Origin of the sequence: Streptomyces sp. NPDC005863 (assembly GCF_042871345.1) — a bacterium.
Classification (GTDB): domain Bacteria; phylum Actinomycetota; class Actinomycetes; order Streptomycetales; family Streptomycetaceae; genus Streptomyces.
On record NZ_JBIAII010000019.1, the window covers coordinates 34046 to 51772 of the forward strand.

At 71.0% G+C, this 17727-nt stretch carries 21 protein-coding genes; all 21 read left to right on the plus strand.

Annotated elements, in window-relative coordinates; all coding sequences use genetic code 11:
• Nucleotides 1-18 precede the first annotated feature (18 nt).
• The 21 genes from ACFYO9_RS38310 to ACFYO9_RS38410 all read left to right on the plus strand — a co-directional run bounded on the left by ACFYO9_RS38310 (nucleotide 19) and on the right by ACFYO9_RS38410 (nucleotide 17722).
• Nucleotides 19-534, plus strand: coding sequence for a hypothetical protein (locus ACFYO9_RS38310; protein WP_358778172.1), 516 nt, complete (start codon nucleotides 19-21; stop codon nucleotides 532-534).
• A gap of 14 nt (nucleotides 535-548) precedes the next feature.
• The gene (locus ACFYO9_RS38315; protein WP_358778173.1) at nucleotides 549-980 is read left to right on the plus strand and encodes a hypothetical protein; all 432 of its coding nucleotides are present in this window, start codon (nucleotides 549-551) and stop codon (nucleotides 978-980) included.
• Nucleotides 977-1579, plus strand: a complete 603-nt coding sequence (locus ACFYO9_RS38320; protein WP_358778174.1) for a hypothetical protein — start codon at nucleotides 977-979, stop codon at nucleotides 1577-1579. Before ACFYO9_RS38315 ends, ACFYO9_RS38320 begins: the two co-directional genes overlap by 4 nt.
• Before the next feature lie 213 nt (nucleotides 1580-1792).
• The gene (locus tag ACFYO9_RS38325) at nucleotides 1793-2809 is read left to right on the plus strand and encodes a hypothetical protein (protein WP_388667326.1); all 1017 of its coding nucleotides are present in this window, start codon (nucleotides 1793-1795) and stop codon (nucleotides 2807-2809) included.
• A 1167-nt stretch (nucleotides 2810-3976) separates the two neighbouring features.
• Nucleotides 3977-4699 (plus strand): glycosyltransferase, encoded by a 723-nt coding sequence (locus ACFYO9_RS38330; protein ID WP_358778231.1) that lies wholly within the window; start codon nucleotides 3977-3979, stop codon nucleotides 4697-4699.
• Nucleotides 4696-5007: a hypothetical protein gene (locus tag ACFYO9_RS38335; protein ID WP_358778176.1), complete on the plus strand. Its 312-nt coding sequence runs from the start codon at nucleotides 4696-4698 to the stop codon at nucleotides 5005-5007. Before ACFYO9_RS38330 ends, ACFYO9_RS38335 begins: the two co-directional genes overlap by 4 nt.
• A 72-nt stretch (nucleotides 5008-5079) precedes the next feature.
• Nucleotides 5080-6249, plus strand: coding sequence for a hypothetical protein (locus ACFYO9_RS38340; RefSeq protein WP_358778177.1), 1170 nt, complete (start codon nucleotides 5080-5082; stop codon nucleotides 6247-6249).
• 363 nt (nucleotides 6250-6612) lie between these two features.
• On the plus strand, nucleotides 6613-6960 hold the full coding sequence (locus ACFYO9_RS38345) for a hypothetical protein (protein WP_358778178.1): 348 nt from the start codon (nucleotides 6613-6615) through the stop codon (nucleotides 6958-6960).
• A gap of 22 nt (nucleotides 6961-6982) precedes the next feature.
• Nucleotides 6983-7795, plus strand: a complete 813-nt coding sequence (locus ACFYO9_RS38350; RefSeq protein WP_358778179.1) for a hypothetical protein — start codon at nucleotides 6983-6985, stop codon at nucleotides 7793-7795.
• Nucleotides 7780-7998, plus strand: a complete 219-nt coding sequence (locus tag ACFYO9_RS38355; RefSeq protein ID WP_358778180.1) for a hypothetical protein — start codon at nucleotides 7780-7782, stop codon at nucleotides 7996-7998. Before ACFYO9_RS38350 ends, ACFYO9_RS38355 begins: the two co-directional genes overlap by 16 nt.
• A 287-nt stretch (nucleotides 7999-8285) precedes the next feature.
• Nucleotides 8286-10577, plus strand: coding sequence for an MFS transporter (locus ACFYO9_RS38360; RefSeq protein ID WP_358778181.1), 2292 nt, complete (start codon nucleotides 8286-8288; stop codon nucleotides 10575-10577).
• Nucleotides 10567-11016 carry a hypothetical protein gene (locus ACFYO9_RS38365; protein WP_358778182.1) on the plus strand — a complete coding sequence of 150 codons (450 nt, stop codon included), beginning with the start codon at nucleotides 10567-10569 and terminating at the stop codon, nucleotides 11014-11016. The genes ACFYO9_RS38360 and ACFYO9_RS38365 overlap by 11 nt, the downstream gene beginning before the upstream one ends.
• Before the next feature lie 179 nt (nucleotides 11017-11195).
• A complete protein-coding gene (locus ACFYO9_RS38370; RefSeq protein ID WP_358778232.1) occupies nucleotides 11196-11555 on the plus strand; it encodes a hypothetical protein in 360 nt (119 codons plus the stop codon).
• Nucleotides 11552-12454: a hypothetical protein gene (locus ACFYO9_RS38375; RefSeq protein WP_358778183.1), complete on the plus strand. Its 903-nt coding sequence runs from the start codon at nucleotides 11552-11554 to the stop codon at nucleotides 12452-12454. The genes ACFYO9_RS38370 and ACFYO9_RS38375 overlap by 4 nt, the downstream gene beginning before the upstream one ends.
• Before the next feature lie 22 nt (nucleotides 12455-12476).
• Nucleotides 12477-13184 (plus strand): hypothetical protein, encoded by a 708-nt coding sequence (locus tag ACFYO9_RS38380; protein ID WP_358778184.1) that lies wholly within the window; start codon nucleotides 12477-12479, stop codon nucleotides 13182-13184.
• Nucleotides 13185-13204: 20 nt separating this feature from the next.
• On the plus strand, nucleotides 13205-13942 hold the full coding sequence (locus ACFYO9_RS38385; RefSeq protein WP_358778185.1) for a hypothetical protein: 738 nt from the start codon (nucleotides 13205-13207) through the stop codon (nucleotides 13940-13942).
• Between the two features lie 694 nt (nucleotides 13943-14636).
• A complete protein-coding gene (locus ACFYO9_RS38390; protein WP_358778186.1) occupies nucleotides 14637-15026 on the plus strand; it encodes a hypothetical protein in 390 nt (129 codons plus the stop codon).
• Nucleotides 15023-15832, plus strand: coding sequence for a DUF317 domain-containing protein (locus ACFYO9_RS38395; RefSeq protein ID WP_358778187.1), 810 nt, complete (start codon nucleotides 15023-15025; stop codon nucleotides 15830-15832). The genes ACFYO9_RS38390 and ACFYO9_RS38395 overlap by 4 nt, the downstream gene beginning before the upstream one ends.
• Nucleotides 15833-15869: 37 nt before the next feature.
• Entirely contained in the window at nucleotides 15870-16211 is a 342-nt protein-coding gene (locus ACFYO9_RS38400; protein WP_358778188.1) for a hypothetical protein, read from the plus strand.
• Nucleotides 16208-17044: a DUF317 domain-containing protein gene (locus tag ACFYO9_RS38405; protein ID WP_358778189.1), complete on the plus strand. Its 837-nt coding sequence runs from the start codon at nucleotides 16208-16210 to the stop codon at nucleotides 17042-17044. Before ACFYO9_RS38400 ends, ACFYO9_RS38405 begins: the two co-directional genes overlap by 4 nt.
• A 72-nt stretch (nucleotides 17045-17116) precedes the next feature.
• On the plus strand, nucleotides 17117-17722 hold the full coding sequence (locus ACFYO9_RS38410; RefSeq protein ID WP_358778190.1) for a hypothetical protein: 606 nt from the start codon (nucleotides 17117-17119) through the stop codon (nucleotides 17720-17722).
• Nucleotides 17723-17727: the final 5 nt, after the last annotated feature.

Sequence of the window (17727 nt, forward strand, 5' to 3'; positions counted from 1 at the left end):
GCCCCACCACTTCGCCGCGTGGACGAGCCCAACGGCATCAAGGTCGGCAACGACCCGGTCCGTGCGGCCGTCGCGGTCAGCCGCCGCGTCCTACCCCGCTACCAAAGCGCCCTGGCCGCCGTGCGCCACAACGCGCAGGTGCAGCCCGAGCCCCCGCTGCGGCCCGCGCCGCCCGAGGCCGACCAGGTCCTCATTCTGACCCGGTACGCCGACGGCGCTTTCGACACGCCGTACGCGACCGTCCCCGCCGATGCCCACACCACGCTCTATGTCCACGGCTTCCAGTACTACCCGCACCAAGGCGCCTTCCTCCTGCCCGCCGCGTACGGCAGGGCCGGTCAGGCCCTGCGCATCCAGCCGGCGGCCCAGCAGCTCGCCGTCCACGGCATCGGCGTCGACCTCCGTCACAGCCCGTCACGCGACTTGCGGGGAACACCCACGCCGTGCTACCGGGTTCGGCACCCGCCGCCCACCACCGTTAGCCCATCGCCGGGCATTACTGCCCAGCCCCTTCTCTCAGGAGATCCCACCTGACCGCCCCTTCCACCATGCCCACGGTTCCTGCCCCTCCGGGGGTTGTCACACCCACCGATCCCCACGGTCGCTACGTCTACGGCCGCCAGGTCCTCGCGCTCACCGACCAGCTCAACGGCACCTCGTCCTACGAGCAGGCCGCCGCCCTCGCCGACCAGGTTCTCGAACCGACCGACGGCCTGCTGGAGCGGCTCGCCGAGTTCTTCGAGGCGGCGGCCGAGAAGGCCAAAGAATCCGATCACGACGACGGGTTCGACCTCCACTACGACCTGGAGGACGCCGCAGCCACCCTGCGTGGGCTCGGTGAGGACCTGCACGTTGCCGTCGACAGAATGCGTGCCCTGACCCCCAGTTCCCCCACGTGCCCGGCCAGGAGAGCAACGGTGCCGGGCACGAGCATCGGGCGCCCGGCGTCGGCACATCCCGCCCCAGGTCGTACTCGGTGAACACACCAAAGCCTCCCGATCCGCTCGCCGGCCTGGAGCAGGCAGCACACCTGCACTCGCTGGCCGAGCGCATCCACCATGCCGCCGACGATCTCCCGGCCCCGGAGTCCACGCACTCGCTCGCCAGCATCAGCGAGGAGATCGAGGACCAAGTCCGCGTCATAGCGGGCCTTTTCACTTCACTCGCGAGTAAGGCCGCCTGCCACAGCCGCGCGGTGAATCGACACCCCGGCGCGGCCGATGCTCTCGCCCGCCACAAGATCGCCCTGATGACACGTGCAGCTGATCCCCTCGGCTGGGCCCTGGCCAAGCTGGGCGAAGCCGTCGCCCAGATCGGCCACCTCCAGCAGATCAGCGCCACCCCGCAGACCCCCGAACGAGCCAAGGCCATCGGCACCGCCCGCGCGGCCCTCGACAACCGGCTCGCCAGCGCCCATGCGCACCTAAGCACCGCAGCCAGCAACCTGCACCGGGACGCCGACCGGCTCATCGCCTCGGCGGCCGGCACCCGACGTGCGCCAGATCCACCGTCCGCTGAACGGAACCGCCCGCCGACCGCGCAGCCCCTACCACCCACCGTATCCAGAACCCTCCGCTGAACTGGGCAGACGCCGGGCACGATGGCCTAGCTCAGGGCGGCTTCGCGCCCGGCGTCTCCGCACGGAAAAGGCGGCAACATAGCGGGCAATCCCCGGTTAGCGAAACCGGGAATTGCCCGGACTCTAGAGGCGGATCACCCACCCCCCTTCTTTCAGGAGCACCTCATCCGCCGCGCTCTCCCCCGCCTCCCCCTGGTCATAGCCACCGCCTGCGTGGCCCTAGCCGCTACCGCCTGCAACAACGGCGACAGTCCCGGGGCCAAGAACACCGCTCCGTCCGTGAGTGCCGACAAGAAGCGCGAGCTGCCGCCCGCACTCACCAAGCAGCAGGCACTTGCCGCGATCGACCGCTACGCGACGGTCAACAACAAGGCCAACGCCGATCGCGACCGCGACCTGCTCGACACCATCGAGGACGGCCCGCTGTATGCCATGTCGGTCTCCGAGTACAAGGAGACCGAGGGCCTGACCAAGTCCGAGCGCAAACCGTACAAGCCGTGGGCGTACGACACGCCAAACTCCAAGCTGTACATCCCGCGGATCGCCCCCGGCCAGCCGCGCTGGTTCGCCGCCGCGCTCTCCGGCACCAAGGGCAAGGCCCCCAACCGGCTCGCTGTCTTCGCCGAAGAGCCGCAACACAAGCGGTGGGAGATGGTCTCCGTCGCCGATCTGTACGGCAAGGATCTACCCAAGGTCGCCCTGGACGCCGACGGATATGCCAGCGCCGTCGCGGCCAACGGCAACAAGGACGTCGCGGCGGGAGCCGACCTGCTGCGCAGCGGCGTCCTGGACAACTTCGCCACCGGCGGCCAGAACTCCGGGAAGAAGGTCTTCGCGGCGAGCAAGGCGAGCAAGCAGCAGATCAAGGTCCACGACGAGACCGGCAAGCAGTACGGCAGCCAGGGCACCAGCAAGTTCGCCGGCGGCACCAACCGCTACCGCGAGGCGTACGCGCTCAAGACCAGCGACGGTGGCGCGCTGGTCTTCTTCTCCCACACTCACACCCAGACCGACGCGGTGGCCCGCTCCGGGCTGCAGATCAATCCCGGCAAGGACGACCGGGCCTGGCTGCACGACATCCCCCGCCGCTCGATCCAGTACACGTTCGTCTGCAACGACGCCGCCACCGTCCCTGCGAAGGCGGCACCCTCCACGCTGCTGGCCTACACCTGCGCCCGCACCGACGCTTCGGGGCCGCCCGTGAACTCCGCGCCCCTGCCTCGCGTGTAGCACGCCTACCGCCCGCACCGCACCTGGAACATCCCCTGCCGATCCCGACTTCGAGCTGTACGACAACGTCGGCCGCGACGCGGACCAGATCATCGTCGCCCGCTCCGGCATCGGCACCGACCGCGACCTGCTGCGCTGGATGAAATGAGACGCCGAGCCCTTCCTGACCCAGCACCCGCTGCGGGACACGCCCCTGTCAAGCCCGGACCTCGCCCCGTATCACGAAGCACTCGCCGCCGCCGAGACACCAGCGCAGGTCAGCGCCGTCACCCAGCACCTCCTGGACGTTGCCGAACCCGTGCTCCAGGCGGTCAGCGACTACCTTCTGGCTGCGGCCCGATGGCGCGGCCGGAACCGCGGAGCGGAGCTACAGTCCCCGCCCAAGATGCTGATGGCAGCGGCCAGCCGGAGCCTCGACGCGCTGGCCCTCGCGCAGCGAGCTGACTTGGCCATTCTGTGCGCGCCTACGCCCCCGCGCCCGCACCGAAGGTACTGGCCGGCGCCCCGGCCAGCACCGCGTCCCCTCCCTCTCCCCCCGGCTCCGCCGCACACCCCTCCCACCGGACCGGCCCTCGGCGGGTAACTAGCACTCCTGCAAGGCCACTTGTCCGCAGGGTCCTGCATCGCCCGCGACATCGAGGCCATGAGGGCCCACCTCATCGTCCGGGTGACCATCGCCTGGGCCGAGTTGGGCACCGACCTCCTAGACGGCGTCCCCAAGTCGCTGCTCAAGCAACTGACCGGCGGGGAGAGATGGCCGGGCCGCGAGATGGACAACATCATCCCTCGGACGGCGCCCCGCCCGGGCGCGGGATCATCGCCGAGCACCCAACTCCAGTTCCCTGTCCTGGGGTTACGTCCTGCATCCCGCCGACATCGAGGTCATCAGCCTGTACGCGGCCGACCGCGGACCGATCTTCGGCTGGAACACCGACCCGCGCACGCGGTTCTGCGACCGCCCCTACCTGCGGTTCCCCGGACAACCGGTGCCCGCCACGCGGCCGCCTCGCACCACACCGGCGTCCGCCGCCCCGGCGCCCACTCCCCGGCCGCACGGCCCGTCACCCACCGCTAACCTCACATATTTCGTCTCTGGAGAACTTCCTGTCCCCGCACTCCCGTCCCGACATCACGGTCGTCATCGCCACCCGGCTGCTGCCCGAACGCCTGGGGTACCTCGCCGAACTGCACGCCAGCCTGATGCGGCAGACCGTTCCGTGGGAGGCCATCCTCGTCCTCGATGGGGCCGGCCGCGCACTGCTGCCCGAACGGCTCGCCGCTGATGCCCGCATCCGCGTGGTCGAACTGCCGCACCCGGTCGGCGCTGCCGCCGCCCGCAACCTGGGCCTGCGCATGGTTCGCACCCCTTTGGTGTGCTACATGGACGACGACGACCTGGTGCCAGACGACAGCCTCGCCATCCGGCACCGGCGAATCACTGAGACCGGGTTGGGCTGGGTGGCGGGCTGGAGCGCCGACCTGCACCCGGACGGCTCCACCACGATCTGGCGCTGCCCGACACCCCCCGGCGTGCACCAGCCCGGTGACGTGACCGGGTACTGGGCCAGCCCGGAGGCTGAGATCCCGCTCGGCCAGACCATGCTGCTGGCTCGGACCGACCTCGTCGTCGCGGCGGGCGGACACGGTGGGCTCTCCGTCGGGGAAGACTTTTTGATGGTCAACGGCGTGACCAATCTCGCCGCGGGTGAACTACTTTCGCACGTCGTCTATTTCTATCGGCAGCATGATCACCAGATGAGTGCTGGTGGTGCCGGCGCCTACCGGGATCTTCGGGGCCCTTCGCGCGAGTTCGCCTTCCAGCACGGGCGGGCACTGCGCGCCGCGCTGCGGCGCATACGAACGGGTGGGCAGGAGCTGGTGTCCCGATGACCTCCGGCGTCACCCAGGCCACCTTGGACTACCTCGCCCGCCGGCTCGACGACGTCGCAGCGCAACTTCCCACTGCTCCTGCGGAGGTGGACCCGACGGTGCTCACCGACGACATCGCCCTGGCCTGTGTGTCCACCGGCCTCTACCGCCATGCCATCCCCGGGGCGGAGACCTCACACCTTCGCGGCGACACCAAGGTTCTGCGGATTATCGCGGCCGAGAAGTGCAGCACGGCCCGGACCCTGCTGCTCGCCGCCGCGGCACAGCTGCACCCCGAGGCAGGCAGCAGAGCTCAGCGGCCCCGGTGACACCTCCGCCCGCTCATCGTCCTTCCCCCGCGGTCCCCATGTCGCGGACTGCGCGCTGACCATCAGGAACACATGTCGCCCGCACCTCCCACGCAGATCATCCTCAGCACCAGCCGCGCCCACGGGCTGGTCGCCGTCCCGTACGGCGAGGAACACCTCCGGGCCACCCATGCCTTGGAAGAAGCCGGCTTCCAGCGGATCCCGGGCGGCGCTTTCGCCGTGCCACTGACCGATGGAGCGGCCACCCGCCAGATGGCCAGTGCCCTGGTGCACCGCGCCCACGAGCACGGCGCGAGCATCACCACCAGCCCCCGGCCCTTCCTCGGGGACTTCGGCGAGGACCTCGCCGCCCGGCTGCCCGGCACCTGGAGCGCGCGGCTGGAGCTCCACTACAACCCCCTGGTGCAGAAGGACCTCAGCGGCTCGCTGTGGGACAGCGGAGACCTTCTCCAGGCTGTGCTCCACGAGCCCGTTCCCGCCGCGGTCGTCCTCACAAACGGGGCGGGCACGGAACTGGCGCTGATCGAACGTCCCGGGCACGGCAGCGGTTACCTCCTGGGCGCCTTCGCCACCGAGGAGTTCGAAGACAACTGGGAGGAGCCGAACGCGCCGCGCAGCATCGTGCTGCCCGGCGAACCGGACCTTGCCGCCCGCGCAGTCACCACCACGTTCCTGCCCACCTACAGCCGGGCCCTGCACCACCGCCGACTCGATACGGTGCTGCGCGCGTTGGAGCGTATCCGGGCCGAGTACGAGACCCTGCAAACCATCAAGGCGTCCGGCCACTACAGCGACGGTGTGCCGCTCGCCGACGCCCGGATGATTCGCGAGATGGAGCGCACCTTCGCCGACTACGCCTGGCTCTCCTTCCGTGACGTCCTTGAGCACGCCCCCGTCCTGCTCAGCCGGTGCCGCCCCGCCGCGACCCCCTGGCCCCACGACGCCGCCGCGCTGGGCCGCCTACGCGCGGCACTCACCGACAGCCAGGGAACACGGAACGAGGACAAGGAACTGCACGCCACCCTCTTCTCCTTCGACGGGTGGAAGCAGGCGCGCAGCCGCTTCGGGCTCGCCACCCTGCCCGCGATCGAGACCTGGCTCACCGACAGCGAAGCATTCGAGCGCCAGGCCCGTGCCGCCGTCCCCGGCGGACCCGTGGCGCTGTCGGCTCCAAGCCCGCGCCTGCTCACCGCCCGCCCGGCACCCCTCGCCACGCCCAGGTCTTCGGCGGCACACCGCTGACCCCGCAGAAAGGATCCGCCTTCTGTCCGATCAATTCCATTTCACCGTTCATCCTGAGAACGGCTTTGTCGCCGCCCCCACGGCCACGGCCACCCCGCCCCTGACCGAATGGCCTCTTACCCGCGAGCAGTTCGCGCCCGTCCCCGGACTGGCGGGCGTGTACCGCCTCACCCAGCCGGCGCAGGACGGCAAGTACCACTCCCGCCAGAGCGTCCCGGGCCTGCGTGCCCACGGATTCCGGGTGCAGGCCGATTACTCGCTCGACCCCGCGCTCACCCTCGAGCCCGCTCGCCCGTACGCACGTAACGGGTTGCCCGTTGCCGGGCGCGCCCATGGGCCAGATCCGGCACGGGGGTGGTGAGTATGAGCACCGAGCCCATCCGCATTGCCCGCAAACGCGGCGGCGAGGTCGAAGTCGAAGGACCGGTCGACGAGTTCGCTGCCCAGATCCTGGACCGCGCGGGGTTCATCTTCCGCCCGACCCTGGGCGGCGTGTGGATCCGGCTGTACTTCGACACCGGCCAGGAGCGCGAGAACCAGAAGGCCACCTACGCGGCCCGGATGCTCAGCGCCGCGGGCTACCGGGTCGATCTCGACCCGAACCTGCTCCCCGCCGCCGGGCACCGCGCGCCGGTGAACTGGTGGCCGCCGAGATTGCCCGCAACGCCGACGATGCCCGCGCCCAACTCCTCACAGCGGCCCCAGCGCTGACCCCTCGTGAACGCAAGGCACCATGACCCCATCCGCCAAGATCACGCTGTACCTCAGCGCCCGCGACAAGATCATCGCTCTGCCGAGCGGCACGGGCCGCAGGTGGGCCGAGACCGCTCTGGACCTGGCCGACTTCGCCAAGAGTCACGACCAGACTCGCACCCTGGCGCTGGATGACCAGGCCCGAGCGCGTCAGGCGCTCACGCATCTCCACCAAGCCGCCCGCGACTGCCAGGTGGCCATCGCCACCCACCCCCGCCCCTATCTGGGGGACATCGCCGAGGCGATCGTGGCGGCACTGCCTGGCCACTGGAGGGCAGACGTTGAGCCCCTGTCTCAGGAACAAGACCCGCACTATCTGCGGGACTTCTTGTGGGAAACAGGCGAGATCTACGACCTCCTGGACAAAACTCGACTGGGCTTCACGGCTATTCTCCGTGATGGCGGCGGCACCGAGCTGCTGCTGGTCGAGCGCCCCTCGGACGGTGCGTACATGGTTGGTGCTCTGATACCGAGCCCTGATTACGTCGAGGTGACGGCCCCGGCTCCGCGCAGCATCATCGCGTCCGATGCCCGGCTCGCCGCCCGGTTCACCGAGACTCGCCTGCTGCCCGACTACAAACGAGCCGTCCATCTCTCACGACTGGACGAAGCGGAGCGGGACCTGCGCTGGGCGCGGGAAGACCACGAGCCGGGGGCGTATGACGCCGTGGACCTGCAGCGGCGCTGTACCGCTTCCGCACCCACGCCACCGCGTTCATCGCCACCCTGCGCGACAACCCGCCGCTCTCGGTCGAACAGACCGCCTTCCTCGATCGCATGCAGGACGGTCTGAACCTCGACGCACTGGATGCCCCCGATCCCGAGGCCCTCGCCGATGCGGGGGCGGTATGGCTCATCGACGGCGAGGAGCTGATCGAGATGGCCCGCGCCGCCACGCCTGCGCCCGTCACCCCACCCGCGAGGCCCAAGAGGCTGGCCACAGCCCCACCGCCACCAGGGACCGTGGTCTTCAACGTCCCCGGCCCGCGCCGCTGAACCCCACACGCAGCCACCACGCCCCTGTACCGGAGCACCTCATCACCGACATCCCCTTCGAAGACCTCAGTGCCGCCCTCGACGAACTACGTGTATTTCAGCAAGAGTTCGCCCTGATGCACCGGCGCTACGAGCCCGCCTGGTCCCAAGCAACCGCCGCAGATGCCCCACAGGCCGCAGCAGTCATTACGCAGAGCCGACGTCGAGACGGCGCCGCGCTGTTTGAGCGCCATGTAGCGCCGCACGCGAATACCCTGCTGGCCGCCGCACGGAGTGCCGTGGCGGCCATGCCGCCGGCCCGACATCATGCCGCGTGGCGGGAGCTGATCGACGACATGGCCCACGCCGCGGACCACATCGTCCGCATCCAGACCGCGCCCGACAACCAGCCCGAGCCCGATGCCACCCGCGCCCGTCACCTCCAGCTGTGGCCCTACGTTCTGGCCTGGGCCGAACGTTCCTTCATCATCAGCGGCCTTGCCGAGCAGCACCGCCCCACCGCTCCGCCACTGGCCTCCGAAGAACAGTGGCTCTGGACGGACCTCGCACTGGCAGCGTGGCGGCGGGGCGCCTTGGACGTCGACGACGTCTGGTACAGCGCCGACAACGAACTCATCACCCTGGCCGACCTCGTCGAGCCCGACGACCAGACGGTGGTGGTGCTGGCGGGCGAACTCGGCAGCGACCAGGTCCGCGTGCTCGGCCACTACGACACGGTGCAGGAGGCTGTCGAAGCGTCCCCACCCCCGGTCCCCGCCGGGGTCCTGCGCCCGGACTTCGCGCCCTTCGCACCCCAGGCGCCCGCGGCGGAGGCCCCGGTCGCGAAGCTGGTCCGGCAGATCGAGGAGGCACGGCACACCGGGGACGTCTACATGGCGCTGCTCGATGCCGTGGACGACTCGGGGTTCTCCCGCGGGCCTCTGCCCCGCCTGGCCGAACTCCTTGACCGGGCTGCGACGTTCGCTGACGCGCTGGAGACGAAGCAGGGTCAGCGCTCCGCTGCCCGCCTGTCCGTCCTCGCAAGGCAGCTGGGCGCGCTGAGAGAGGAAATCGAGTCCGCCATGGAGGGCCTCGGTGCCGGCGTACTGCCACCGCACCGCACGCCCCGCCCCGTATTCCACGTCGCCCCCGCACCACGGGCGCCGCCGCCCACACCGTCTGCCGTTCCGGCCGCACCCCGCGCCCCCGGCACTGCCCGCGGCCGCTACCCCCCCCCCGCACCGGGGTGTCTCACCCGCAGAAAGCACGCGTTGACCTCCACCACCGGCTCCGGCCCGCTGCTCGCGCAACGCCACGTCGCCCGCCTGCTGTTCGGCACGCTGATCGGACGCCTTCCAGGCGGCATGGCGCCCGTCGCGATCCTCCTGCTCGTCACCGACCAGGGCGGACCACTGAAGACGGGCGGGCTGTTGTGCGCCCTGTACGGACTGGCCTCCGCCATCGGGCAGCCGGTCCTGGGCCGGATGGTCGACCGGCGCGGCCAGGGCCTGGTCACCGCCGCGGCAGTGCTGCTCACCACGGTCTGCCTGCTTGCCCTGGCCGTGGTCGAAGTCGCCGCCCGGCCGGGCCTGGCCGCCACTCTCGTCGCGCTCGCCGGACTGAGCACCCCGCCGCTGGAAGCAGGGCTGCGGGCCCTGTGGCCCTTGGTCCTGCCCGACGAGGCGCGGCGCCGGACCGCGCTCGCGCTCGACACCGGCGCCCAGGGGCTGATCTACGTCACCGGCCCCCCGCTGGTCGCGGCGCTGTCCACGACGGCCGGGCCGCGCACCGCGATGGTGGTGAGCGCCGCGCTCGGACTGCTCGGCGCCGCCGTGGTGCTGAGTGCCGAGCCGTCGCGCCGTTGGCGCCCGGCTCCCACGCTCCAGCGCACCGGGGCGCTCGGGCCCCTCGCGCACGCGGGGCTGCGCTGGTTGTTCGTGGCGGTGAGCGGCGTCGGTTTTGCCCTGGGAGCGATGAACGTGTGGGCCGTGGCCCTTGCCGAGGATCTCGGGATGGACCTGTTGTCCGGGCTCATCCCGGCCGCGCTGTCCACCGGCAGCCTCATCGGCGGCATCTTCTACGGGCGCCGCACCTGGCCCGGCACCCTCACCAGGCAACTCCTCACGGCAGCAGCCCTGTTCGTTGCCGGATGGCTGCCGCTGATGGCGGTCGCCGGCCCCGCCTCCGCAGTCGTGCTGACGGCAGTGCCGGGCCTAGCGCTGACCGCCGTGATCACCTCCGCGTTCCTGACCGTGGATGCCCTCGCCCCGGCCGGCACCACCACCGAGGCGTACGCCTGGCTGATCGCCTCCGTCGGCACCGGCCAGGCCGCCGGGACCGCCCTGGCCGGAATGTTCGCCGACCACCCTCACCTCGGTGCGGCCCTGCCCGCCGCCGGCGCCGCGCTCACCCTCACCGTCCTGCTCGCTGCCCACCGACACCTCGCCGTGCCCGGCGCCACCACCCGGCGCCGGGGACGGCACCGCCGCACACCGGTTCACGCCTCGCGTGAACGCCCGCTACTCACAAGGAAATTCACCCATGGCTGTCCGTACATCCTTCGAAGTTGTCCACACCTGTGGACACGCCGTGACGCATAACCTGTCCGACCGGCCCGCCGACCGGCGTGCCTCCTTCGCCCGCTGGCTTGCCTCCAAGGACTGCACCGACTGCTGGAAGGCCGCCCGCGACAACGACAGTGCCAGCAAGGAAGAGTGGCTCGCCGCCAAGCGCGCCGCCGAACAACAGGCCGCCGCCGGCTGGGCCACCCAGTTCGAGATGCCTCCGCTCGAAGGCCCCGAGAAGGCTCTGGACTGGGGCGAACGCTCCCGGCACCAGCTGGTCACCACCTCCTATACCTCGCTGGTCACCGAAGGAACCTGGGACGAGGCGGACTGGGCCGCCCTCGAAGAGAAGATCCGCACGATCACCCGTGCCGGGTGGTGGATCGACCAGCGGGACGCTGAAGGCACTGATCTTCCCGAGCTTCTCGACGCCGCCACGGAGGCCGATCGCGGCACGGAGAACCCCTTCCGCTAGCCCGGCGGGGCGGACGCGGGGATGCCTTATACCCGACGATGCCCGGTTAGCGAAACCGGGGATCCTCCGGACCATTGTCCTTCCACCGCCGCCCGTGCCGTTCGTGGAAGGACCCCGTTGTGCCCCAGGCCGCCCGCCCGCCGTACGTGCCCGATGACATCCTCACGCCCAAGAGGGACATGCCCCATGGCCACTTCCGGCCCGGTGACCGGGTCGTCGTTCTCAAGGGTGTGGCCGGCGGGGAGCTGTGGGGGGATGCCATGACGGTGGTGACTTCATCCTGGCACACGCCCACCGACGAGGATGGTTGGCGACTGCGCGACCCTAACGGCGGGCAGCAGACCTTCGTCACCGCCCACCCCCGCTACCTCGTCCACCTCTCGCGGCGCTGCCCTGACTGCCTCATCTACCTGCGCGCCCTGGAGGACTACCTGATCCCGAAGTTCGCCGACGCGGACACCGTGATCGACTGCGGCTGGTACTCCACCACCGCCCTGAACCAGCTCGTGCACATCGCAGACACCCGGGGCGGCCGGTGATCCCGTACATCCAGGAGGCGGAGTTCTCCCCCTCCATCCCGCTCACTGCAGCCCTGGACCATCCGATCGCCGAACAGGACGTGCTGGGTGATCTCGTGGTGGCCAGCGCGCCCCTGGACTCCAGCGTCGCCGAGGGCAGCTCGCAGGAGTGGATGTTCGCCGACTGGGAGGAATACCTCCTCGCGCCGCAGAGCCCCCACCCCTACGCTGCCGGGCCGAACGCCAACGACCCCGAGATTTTCCATATGACGGTCCGGCTTCACCCCGCCGACCGAGAACTGAGCACGCCGGAGTGGGCAGAGATCGCCCAGCGCTTGTCCCGCATCGCCGGTCTCGCACCATCCGGGGATGAGCAGGCGTGCCGCTGGGTGGCGCTGCAGGCCCGGCCTGGCCGACTCGATGCGATCGCCAACCTCATTCGCGGCGACGGCGTCTGGGCCCGGCAGCCCTACCCCCTCGTCCGGGCACTCATGGAGGAGTGCCGCCGCATCGAGGCCGACCTGAGCCTTGTGCCCGCCCAGCCCCAAGGCGGGCGACCGCTGACCGCGCGCCTACCGCCCCAACGCCCGGCGCTGCCAAGGCCGGTGGCGGGCCAGGCACCTCCCGCGGCGGCCGCGCAGCTCGCCACGCTGATGTGCCAGCTCGCCGACGAGAACACCGGGCCGATCGCCTCGGTGCGCGGCCTGGTCGAGCAGGCCGCCCACCAGCTGGAGGAGCTTCCCCACTCCTACGGGCCCGAAGCGGGGCACCGGCTGGAGTGGATCGCCCGGCGCCTGTACGGCATCCAACAGGACCTGAAGGTCACCGCCGCGGATCTGCCCGGAGCCAATCAGCGCGCCGCACTGACCACCCGCGCGCCTGCCGCACCTCACCCGGCGCCCGCGCGCCGTTCCCGCTGAACACCCGGAGAGATCCCCGCCCTTGGCCCTTGCCGACCGTTACCTGACCCTGCAACGCGACGTGCACTCGGGCGAAGTCCTCGCCCGCGGCGGTGACCCGGAAGCGCACAGCATCCTTCAGCGGACCGGCTTCGTCCCCGTCGTCCGCGTGCACGAGCACGATCACCGGCTGCCCACCGGCCTCGACGAGACCGAGGAGGAACGTCTCGCCACCCGGGCCGTGGCGCGGCTGCGCGCGGTCCGGTACCACGTCGCCTGCGACGAGGCGTTCGAGACCGAACTGCGCGAGGCCCACTACCTCCCCCTCGGCGCCTCCGTCGCCCACCAGGCCGAACGCATCCGCCAGGCGACCAGCACCGAGGAAGTCGCAGACGCGCTGACTGAACTCACCGCCGACCACGACGGCGTCCTGGCCGCCCTGGACGAGATCCTCACGGCACCGATCGAGTTCCACCTGGGACTTGGCGGACCAGCCGACATCGCCACCACCTCCCGGCCGCGCCACCTCTCCGAAGGCAGCCTGGACGTCATCCGTGCCGACCTGGCCGCCGTACGCGCCGACCTCGCCGACCGGCACGAGCCTCACCCGCAGCGCAGCGTGTGCAGCGCTGAAGTCGGCCCGCACGAGCGCGAAGCCTCCGCCGTCTGCGGCTGCCTGCCCCCGCCCCGGCCCACCACCGCATCCAGCCCGCCGCCCCCTGCCCCGGCCCCCGCTGGGCGGCGGCGCTGACCCCCATCCCCGAGGAATCCATGCACGATCCCACCCCTGATCTCGCGTCCTTCGCCATCGCCCTCGCCGACGAACTCCCCGGCAACTGGACCAGCGAGCACCAGATCCTTGTGCAGTACCCCGACCAGTTCGCCCGCGCCGAACACGTCTGGGACATGAACCTGGTCGCCCACGCCATCGCTGAGCACGTCCTGGACCAGGACGCAGTCCTCACCCGCGACGACGGCACCCGCCTGTACGTCATCGCGCGCCCCCGCAGCGGCGAGGAGTTCCTCGTCGGCGCCATCGCCCCGGCCGACATCCCTGCGGAAGCTTTCCGAACCGTACGGGAGCCCGACGGCATCACCGTCCCCGACGACCCGGCCCAGGCCGCCGCGGACATCACGACCACCCTCCTCCCCCGCTACGACAAGGCCCTCGCCCAAGTCCGCGACCATGCCGCCCGCCTCGTCCCGGCGCTGCCCCCGGAACTCGTGGTGATCACGTTGAGCGGCCGGGACTTCCACGTCACCAAGCCCGACCGGGTCGATGCCGCCCAGATCCTCACCGATAACGGCTGCGTCTACGACAAGGACCACGACACCTTCGTGCTGCCCGGTGAGGACACCGCAGCCCAGGCCCAGGCCATCCAGCGGGCAGCGCAGCTCGTCCAGCTCGGCATCGGCATCAGCGTGCGACTCCCGCAGGCCAAGTCCGCCCTGGACACCGCCCCGGTCGCGGCCCCGACCCCAGCGGCCCCTGCGGCGCGGACTCGGTGAACAGGTCCACGGACGACGAGCCGCCGCGCGTCGTCCTCGACTACATGTCCATCCCGCGGGATCCGAAGACCTAGTTGGTCCTCGCGGTCGGCGGTGACGAACGTGCCAAGGGAAGCCTGCAGACCGTCGGCAGCTTCATCTCCGCCGCCGGACCCCGCGCCCCCTATCAGCGCCATCCGCACACCATGCCCGTCGAGCAGCAGCGCAAGGGTGCGCACCAGTGCACCCGCGCTGACCACCGGACCGGCAACCACCTCGTCCAAGTCGACTGCCCTGCGGGGATCCCCGCGAAAGAACCGCCTCGCCATCGACACCGTCTTCGGCGGCACCGCCCACCAGGCCGCCCGTGCCGCCGCACGACCGTCGCCACCGGTGAAACCACCTGACGCAGGCAGCCACCGCTCCCGCCGCTCCCTATAACCGTCCCCGGCCAGCTCCCGCCACGGAGGCCGGCCCCCGCCACCCAAGAGATGCAGCACATCCCCGTGCCCGACCGCACGCCCCCGCCCATCACCCCCAGCCGAAGCCCGCGCCTGGCCGGTGCCCTGTTCCGCCACTACCTGCGCGCCGTCGCTGTCGGCAGCTGCGAACGGTCCATCCCTCTGGCCGTCGCCCGGCCAGAGGCCGTCCTCAGCGAAGCCCGCCGCCTCGGCCGACGCAGTTGACCGCCCCGTTCCTTCGCCCCAGGAGGCCCATGACCGACCTGTCGTCCTATCCCGTAAGCCTCGCCGAGGACATCGCCAGCCTCATCAAGACCCTGGACGACCACCTCGACCAAGCCACCCCGCGCCAAGCGGCCGAAATCCTCGCCAAAGTCCTCGACACCGAGGGGGGCGTCCTGACCCGGATCACCGATCTGGTCGGCACCGGCTCCCGGTTCGCCCAGAACCAGGCCCACCGCGGGATGCTCCCGCCCGAGGTCTGGCTGGCCATGGGCCGGGCCTCCCACGAACTGCACAGCGTCGGAATGGATCTTGACGAGCACGCCCACGCCATCAAGCAGCTCGGGACACCGCCCACTACGGCAAGCACTCTGCCGCCCAAGCCCGTCGCCTCCGCCATGGTCGTCAGGAGGAGCCGGTGAAACAGCAGCAGTGGGCCGGCTGGGCCCCCGGCGCCCAACAAGCCGAACAGCACTACCTGACCGAGCCCCGCTACCTCGCCGGCGGCGGCGACATCCGCTTCGTCAGCGAGTTCCTGCGCGCCTCCGGCTGGAACGACAAGTCCAAGACCGGCGGGCCACTGGTCTTCGACAGCCCGGACAAGTCCGTGCGCATCGGATACGACCCCTTCACTCAGCCCGGCGGCTGGACGATCTCCGGCAAGGTCGCCCCCGGCCAGGAAGCCTGGCACGCGACCTTCACCCGCCAGGTGCCCGTCGAGATCGTCGCCGGATTCACCGACGCGCTCACCCGCCCCCGCTCCGCGCACGCCCCCAACGTGTGGGCGCCGCTGCAGGAGCAGCGCTGGACGACCGAGCAGGGTCAGCACTTCACCGCGATGAGTCCCGATGGCGGCGCCTGGATGCAGTTCCACCAGTCCAAGCCCGGCGAGGCGCTGTGGTGGGCCGGGGCCCGCAATGAGCACGGCCGGATCTGGGACGCCTCCTTCACCGCTTCCACGCCGGTGCACCTCGTCCAGGCGTTCAGCACTGCGCTGGCCGACCCGCAGCAGGTCATGCGCCCGCGCGGGCACGTACCGCCCTCCACCCGTATCCGCACCACCTCGGTGTCCGTGCGGCCCGAGGAGCTGTCCGCCTGGCAGCAGGCCCGTGTCCGAGCCGCCCGCGCCGCCACCTGGGCCCGCAACTCCTGGGCCTCCACCCGGCCCCGACGCCAGACGCCCACCGCCGGCCCGTACGCCCAGGCAGGCTCCCGTGCCCGCCGCTGACCCGCTGCCCCCTCGCCTCGTACCGAAAGCTCACGCCTTGCCCCACCACGCACCCGATGCCCCCACCTCCGACCAGGTCCGTCAGGCCACGAGCACCCTCGCCGACCTCGCCGCCTACCTACGGACGCATCCCCCGCTCGACGACGTACTGCCGCTGCTCGCGCCGCTGCTCGACGCGGACGACGGCGTCCCGATCCTGCTCGGCGATGCCCTGCGCTGCACCGAGCACCTCATCGGCCAGCAGGCCGCGTTCCCTGTGCCCGACGAGACCCGCCTGGTCATGGACGCCTTTCGCGAAGCCGCCCAGGAGGTCACGGACTGGCATGTTCTGCACTGGGACGTACAGCGGCTCCGCAGGCACACCGGCGCCCCGGAGTGACGCCCGACCACTACCTGCCCACCCGCGCCAACTCCCCGCACGGCACCATCTGGTTCGAGACCCAGCCCCGTCACCTGGCCGGACGCGGCGACCCGCGGCACATCACCCAGGCGCTACGAGCCGCTGGCTGGGCGAACCGCTCCGACCCCGACTTCCCCCACGTCCTGCTGGCCAGCCCCGACTACCGGCACACCGTGGTGCTGGAACCTGACCCCGAGCCCTCCGGGGCATGGTGGCGCATCCGCGGCCAGGAAGCAGACGGTCGGCGCTGGTACACCGAGTTCGGCGCGCACACCCCCGTGGAGATCCTCGCCCACCTCACCGACGCGCTGCTCGAGCCTGCTCCCGAGCAGACGCCGCCGATCTGGTCGCCGCTGACCGCGGCGGGCTGGTCCTACGAGCGTGACGAGCACGGCAATGAGATGGCCCGCCATCCCGACGGCATCCTCAGCCTGGAGCGGTGGGCGGTCGAACCGGGTGAGACCTTCCGCTGGCGGGCCCAGGCTGCCGTGCCCAATGGCGGGGGTGGCTTGAACCGCATCTGGCACGCCTACCTCGACGAGCAGACGCTGCCCCACCTGATCGCCGGATTCACCACTGCCCTGGCCGACACCGAGGCCGTGCAGCGCGCGATGTACGACGTGCCGCACTCCCACCTGGTCACCCAGGAGCAGCGCGGCCCGCAGGGCGAGCAGCTCGCCGAAGAACACAGGGTGCGGCTCAAGGCGATGCGTGCCGCCGGTCGCAAGGCGCGCCGCACGGCCGCACTCACCACGGGCTCACCGGCGTCTCGCGCCGCGTCGGCCGCGCTCGCCTCCGGCCGGGCCCGTTGAACGCGCCGGGCGGCGGTACTCCCGCCCGGCTCACCGCCCCCCCCTTGTTCGATCCTTCGTTTGAGAGCGCTCTTGTCCCCAACTGCCCACGCCCCCGATGTGATCCACCGCGAACATTTGAACCAGCTCGCCGCCTTCCTGCGCGAGAGCGAGCGGATTCTCGCCGACTTCGATGCCTGGCGCGAGGAGCACAGTGACCTCGACGGCTGGCCCCTCGACGACGCCGAGCACAGCCGTCATGCCGTCAAGCGCGACGCGGACACCTGGCGGTCCTTCAACCGCGTCCGGTCCTTCGCCAAGGACCTGCTGGCTACCGCCGAGGTACAGATACAGCAGCTCAACCCCGCGCACATCCAGTCCCGCTGGCCCTGGCAGCTGAGCGTCCTCGATCACGCCCTGGGGCAGCTCGGCGCGCTGCAGCGCGAATGGCTCGAAACCCGAGACGCCTTGCCCCCGAGTGCCCGGCCGGGCAGTTTCGCGTACGACGACGCGCTCGCCGAGCGCAACGAGGAAGCCTGGTCCTACCTCGATGACTGGGCCAGCCACGGCAGGGTTCTCCTGGAGATCCAGGCCGCCGTCCAGGACCTTCCGCCACGCTCACCGGCCCTGACCTCGGCCAACACATACGCACGCCCAGCGGCTCCCGTGCCGGCGCCGTCGCCCGTTGCCCGGAGGTGACCGGC

What these genes read in the sequence shown, in the direction of transcription:
- ACFYO9_RS38315 (WP_358778173.1), top strand. Translation starts at nt 549, where the DNA reads ATGCCCACGGTTCCTGCCCCTCCGGGGGTTGTCACACCCACCGATCCC.
- ACFYO9_RS38335 (WP_358778176.1), top strand. Translation starts at nt 4,696, where the DNA reads ATGACCTCCGGCGTCACCCAGGCCACCTTGGACTACCTCGCCCGCCGG.
- ACFYO9_RS38340 (WP_358778177.1), top strand. Translation starts at nt 5,080, where the DNA reads ATGTCGCCCGCACCTCCCACGCAGATCATCCTCAGCACCAGCCGCGCC.
- ACFYO9_RS38345 (WP_358778178.1), top strand. Translation starts at nt 6,613, where the DNA reads ATGAGCACCGAGCCCATCCGCATTGCCCGCAAACGCGGCGGCGAGGTC.
- ACFYO9_RS38350 (WP_358778179.1), top strand. Translation starts at nt 6,983, where the DNA reads ATGACCCCATCCGCCAAGATCACGCTGTACCTCAGCGCCCGCGACAAG.
- ACFYO9_RS38355 (WP_358778180.1), top strand. Translation starts at nt 7,780, where the DNA reads ATGCAGGACGGTCTGAACCTCGACGCACTGGATGCCCCCGATCCCGAG.
- ACFYO9_RS38360 (WP_358778181.1), top strand. Translation starts at nt 8,286, where the DNA reads ATGCCGCCGGCCCGACATCATGCCGCGTGGCGGGAGCTGATCGACGAC.
- ACFYO9_RS38370 (WP_358778232.1), top strand. Translation starts at nt 11,196, where the DNA reads ATGCCCCATGGCCACTTCCGGCCCGGTGACCGGGTCGTCGTTCTCAAG.
- ACFYO9_RS38385 (WP_358778185.1), top strand. Translation starts at nt 13,205, where the DNA reads ATGCACGATCCCACCCCTGATCTCGCGTCCTTCGCCATCGCCCTCGCC.
- ACFYO9_RS38390 (WP_358778186.1), top strand. Translation starts at nt 14,637, where the DNA reads ATGACCGACCTGTCGTCCTATCCCGTAAGCCTCGCCGAGGACATCGCC.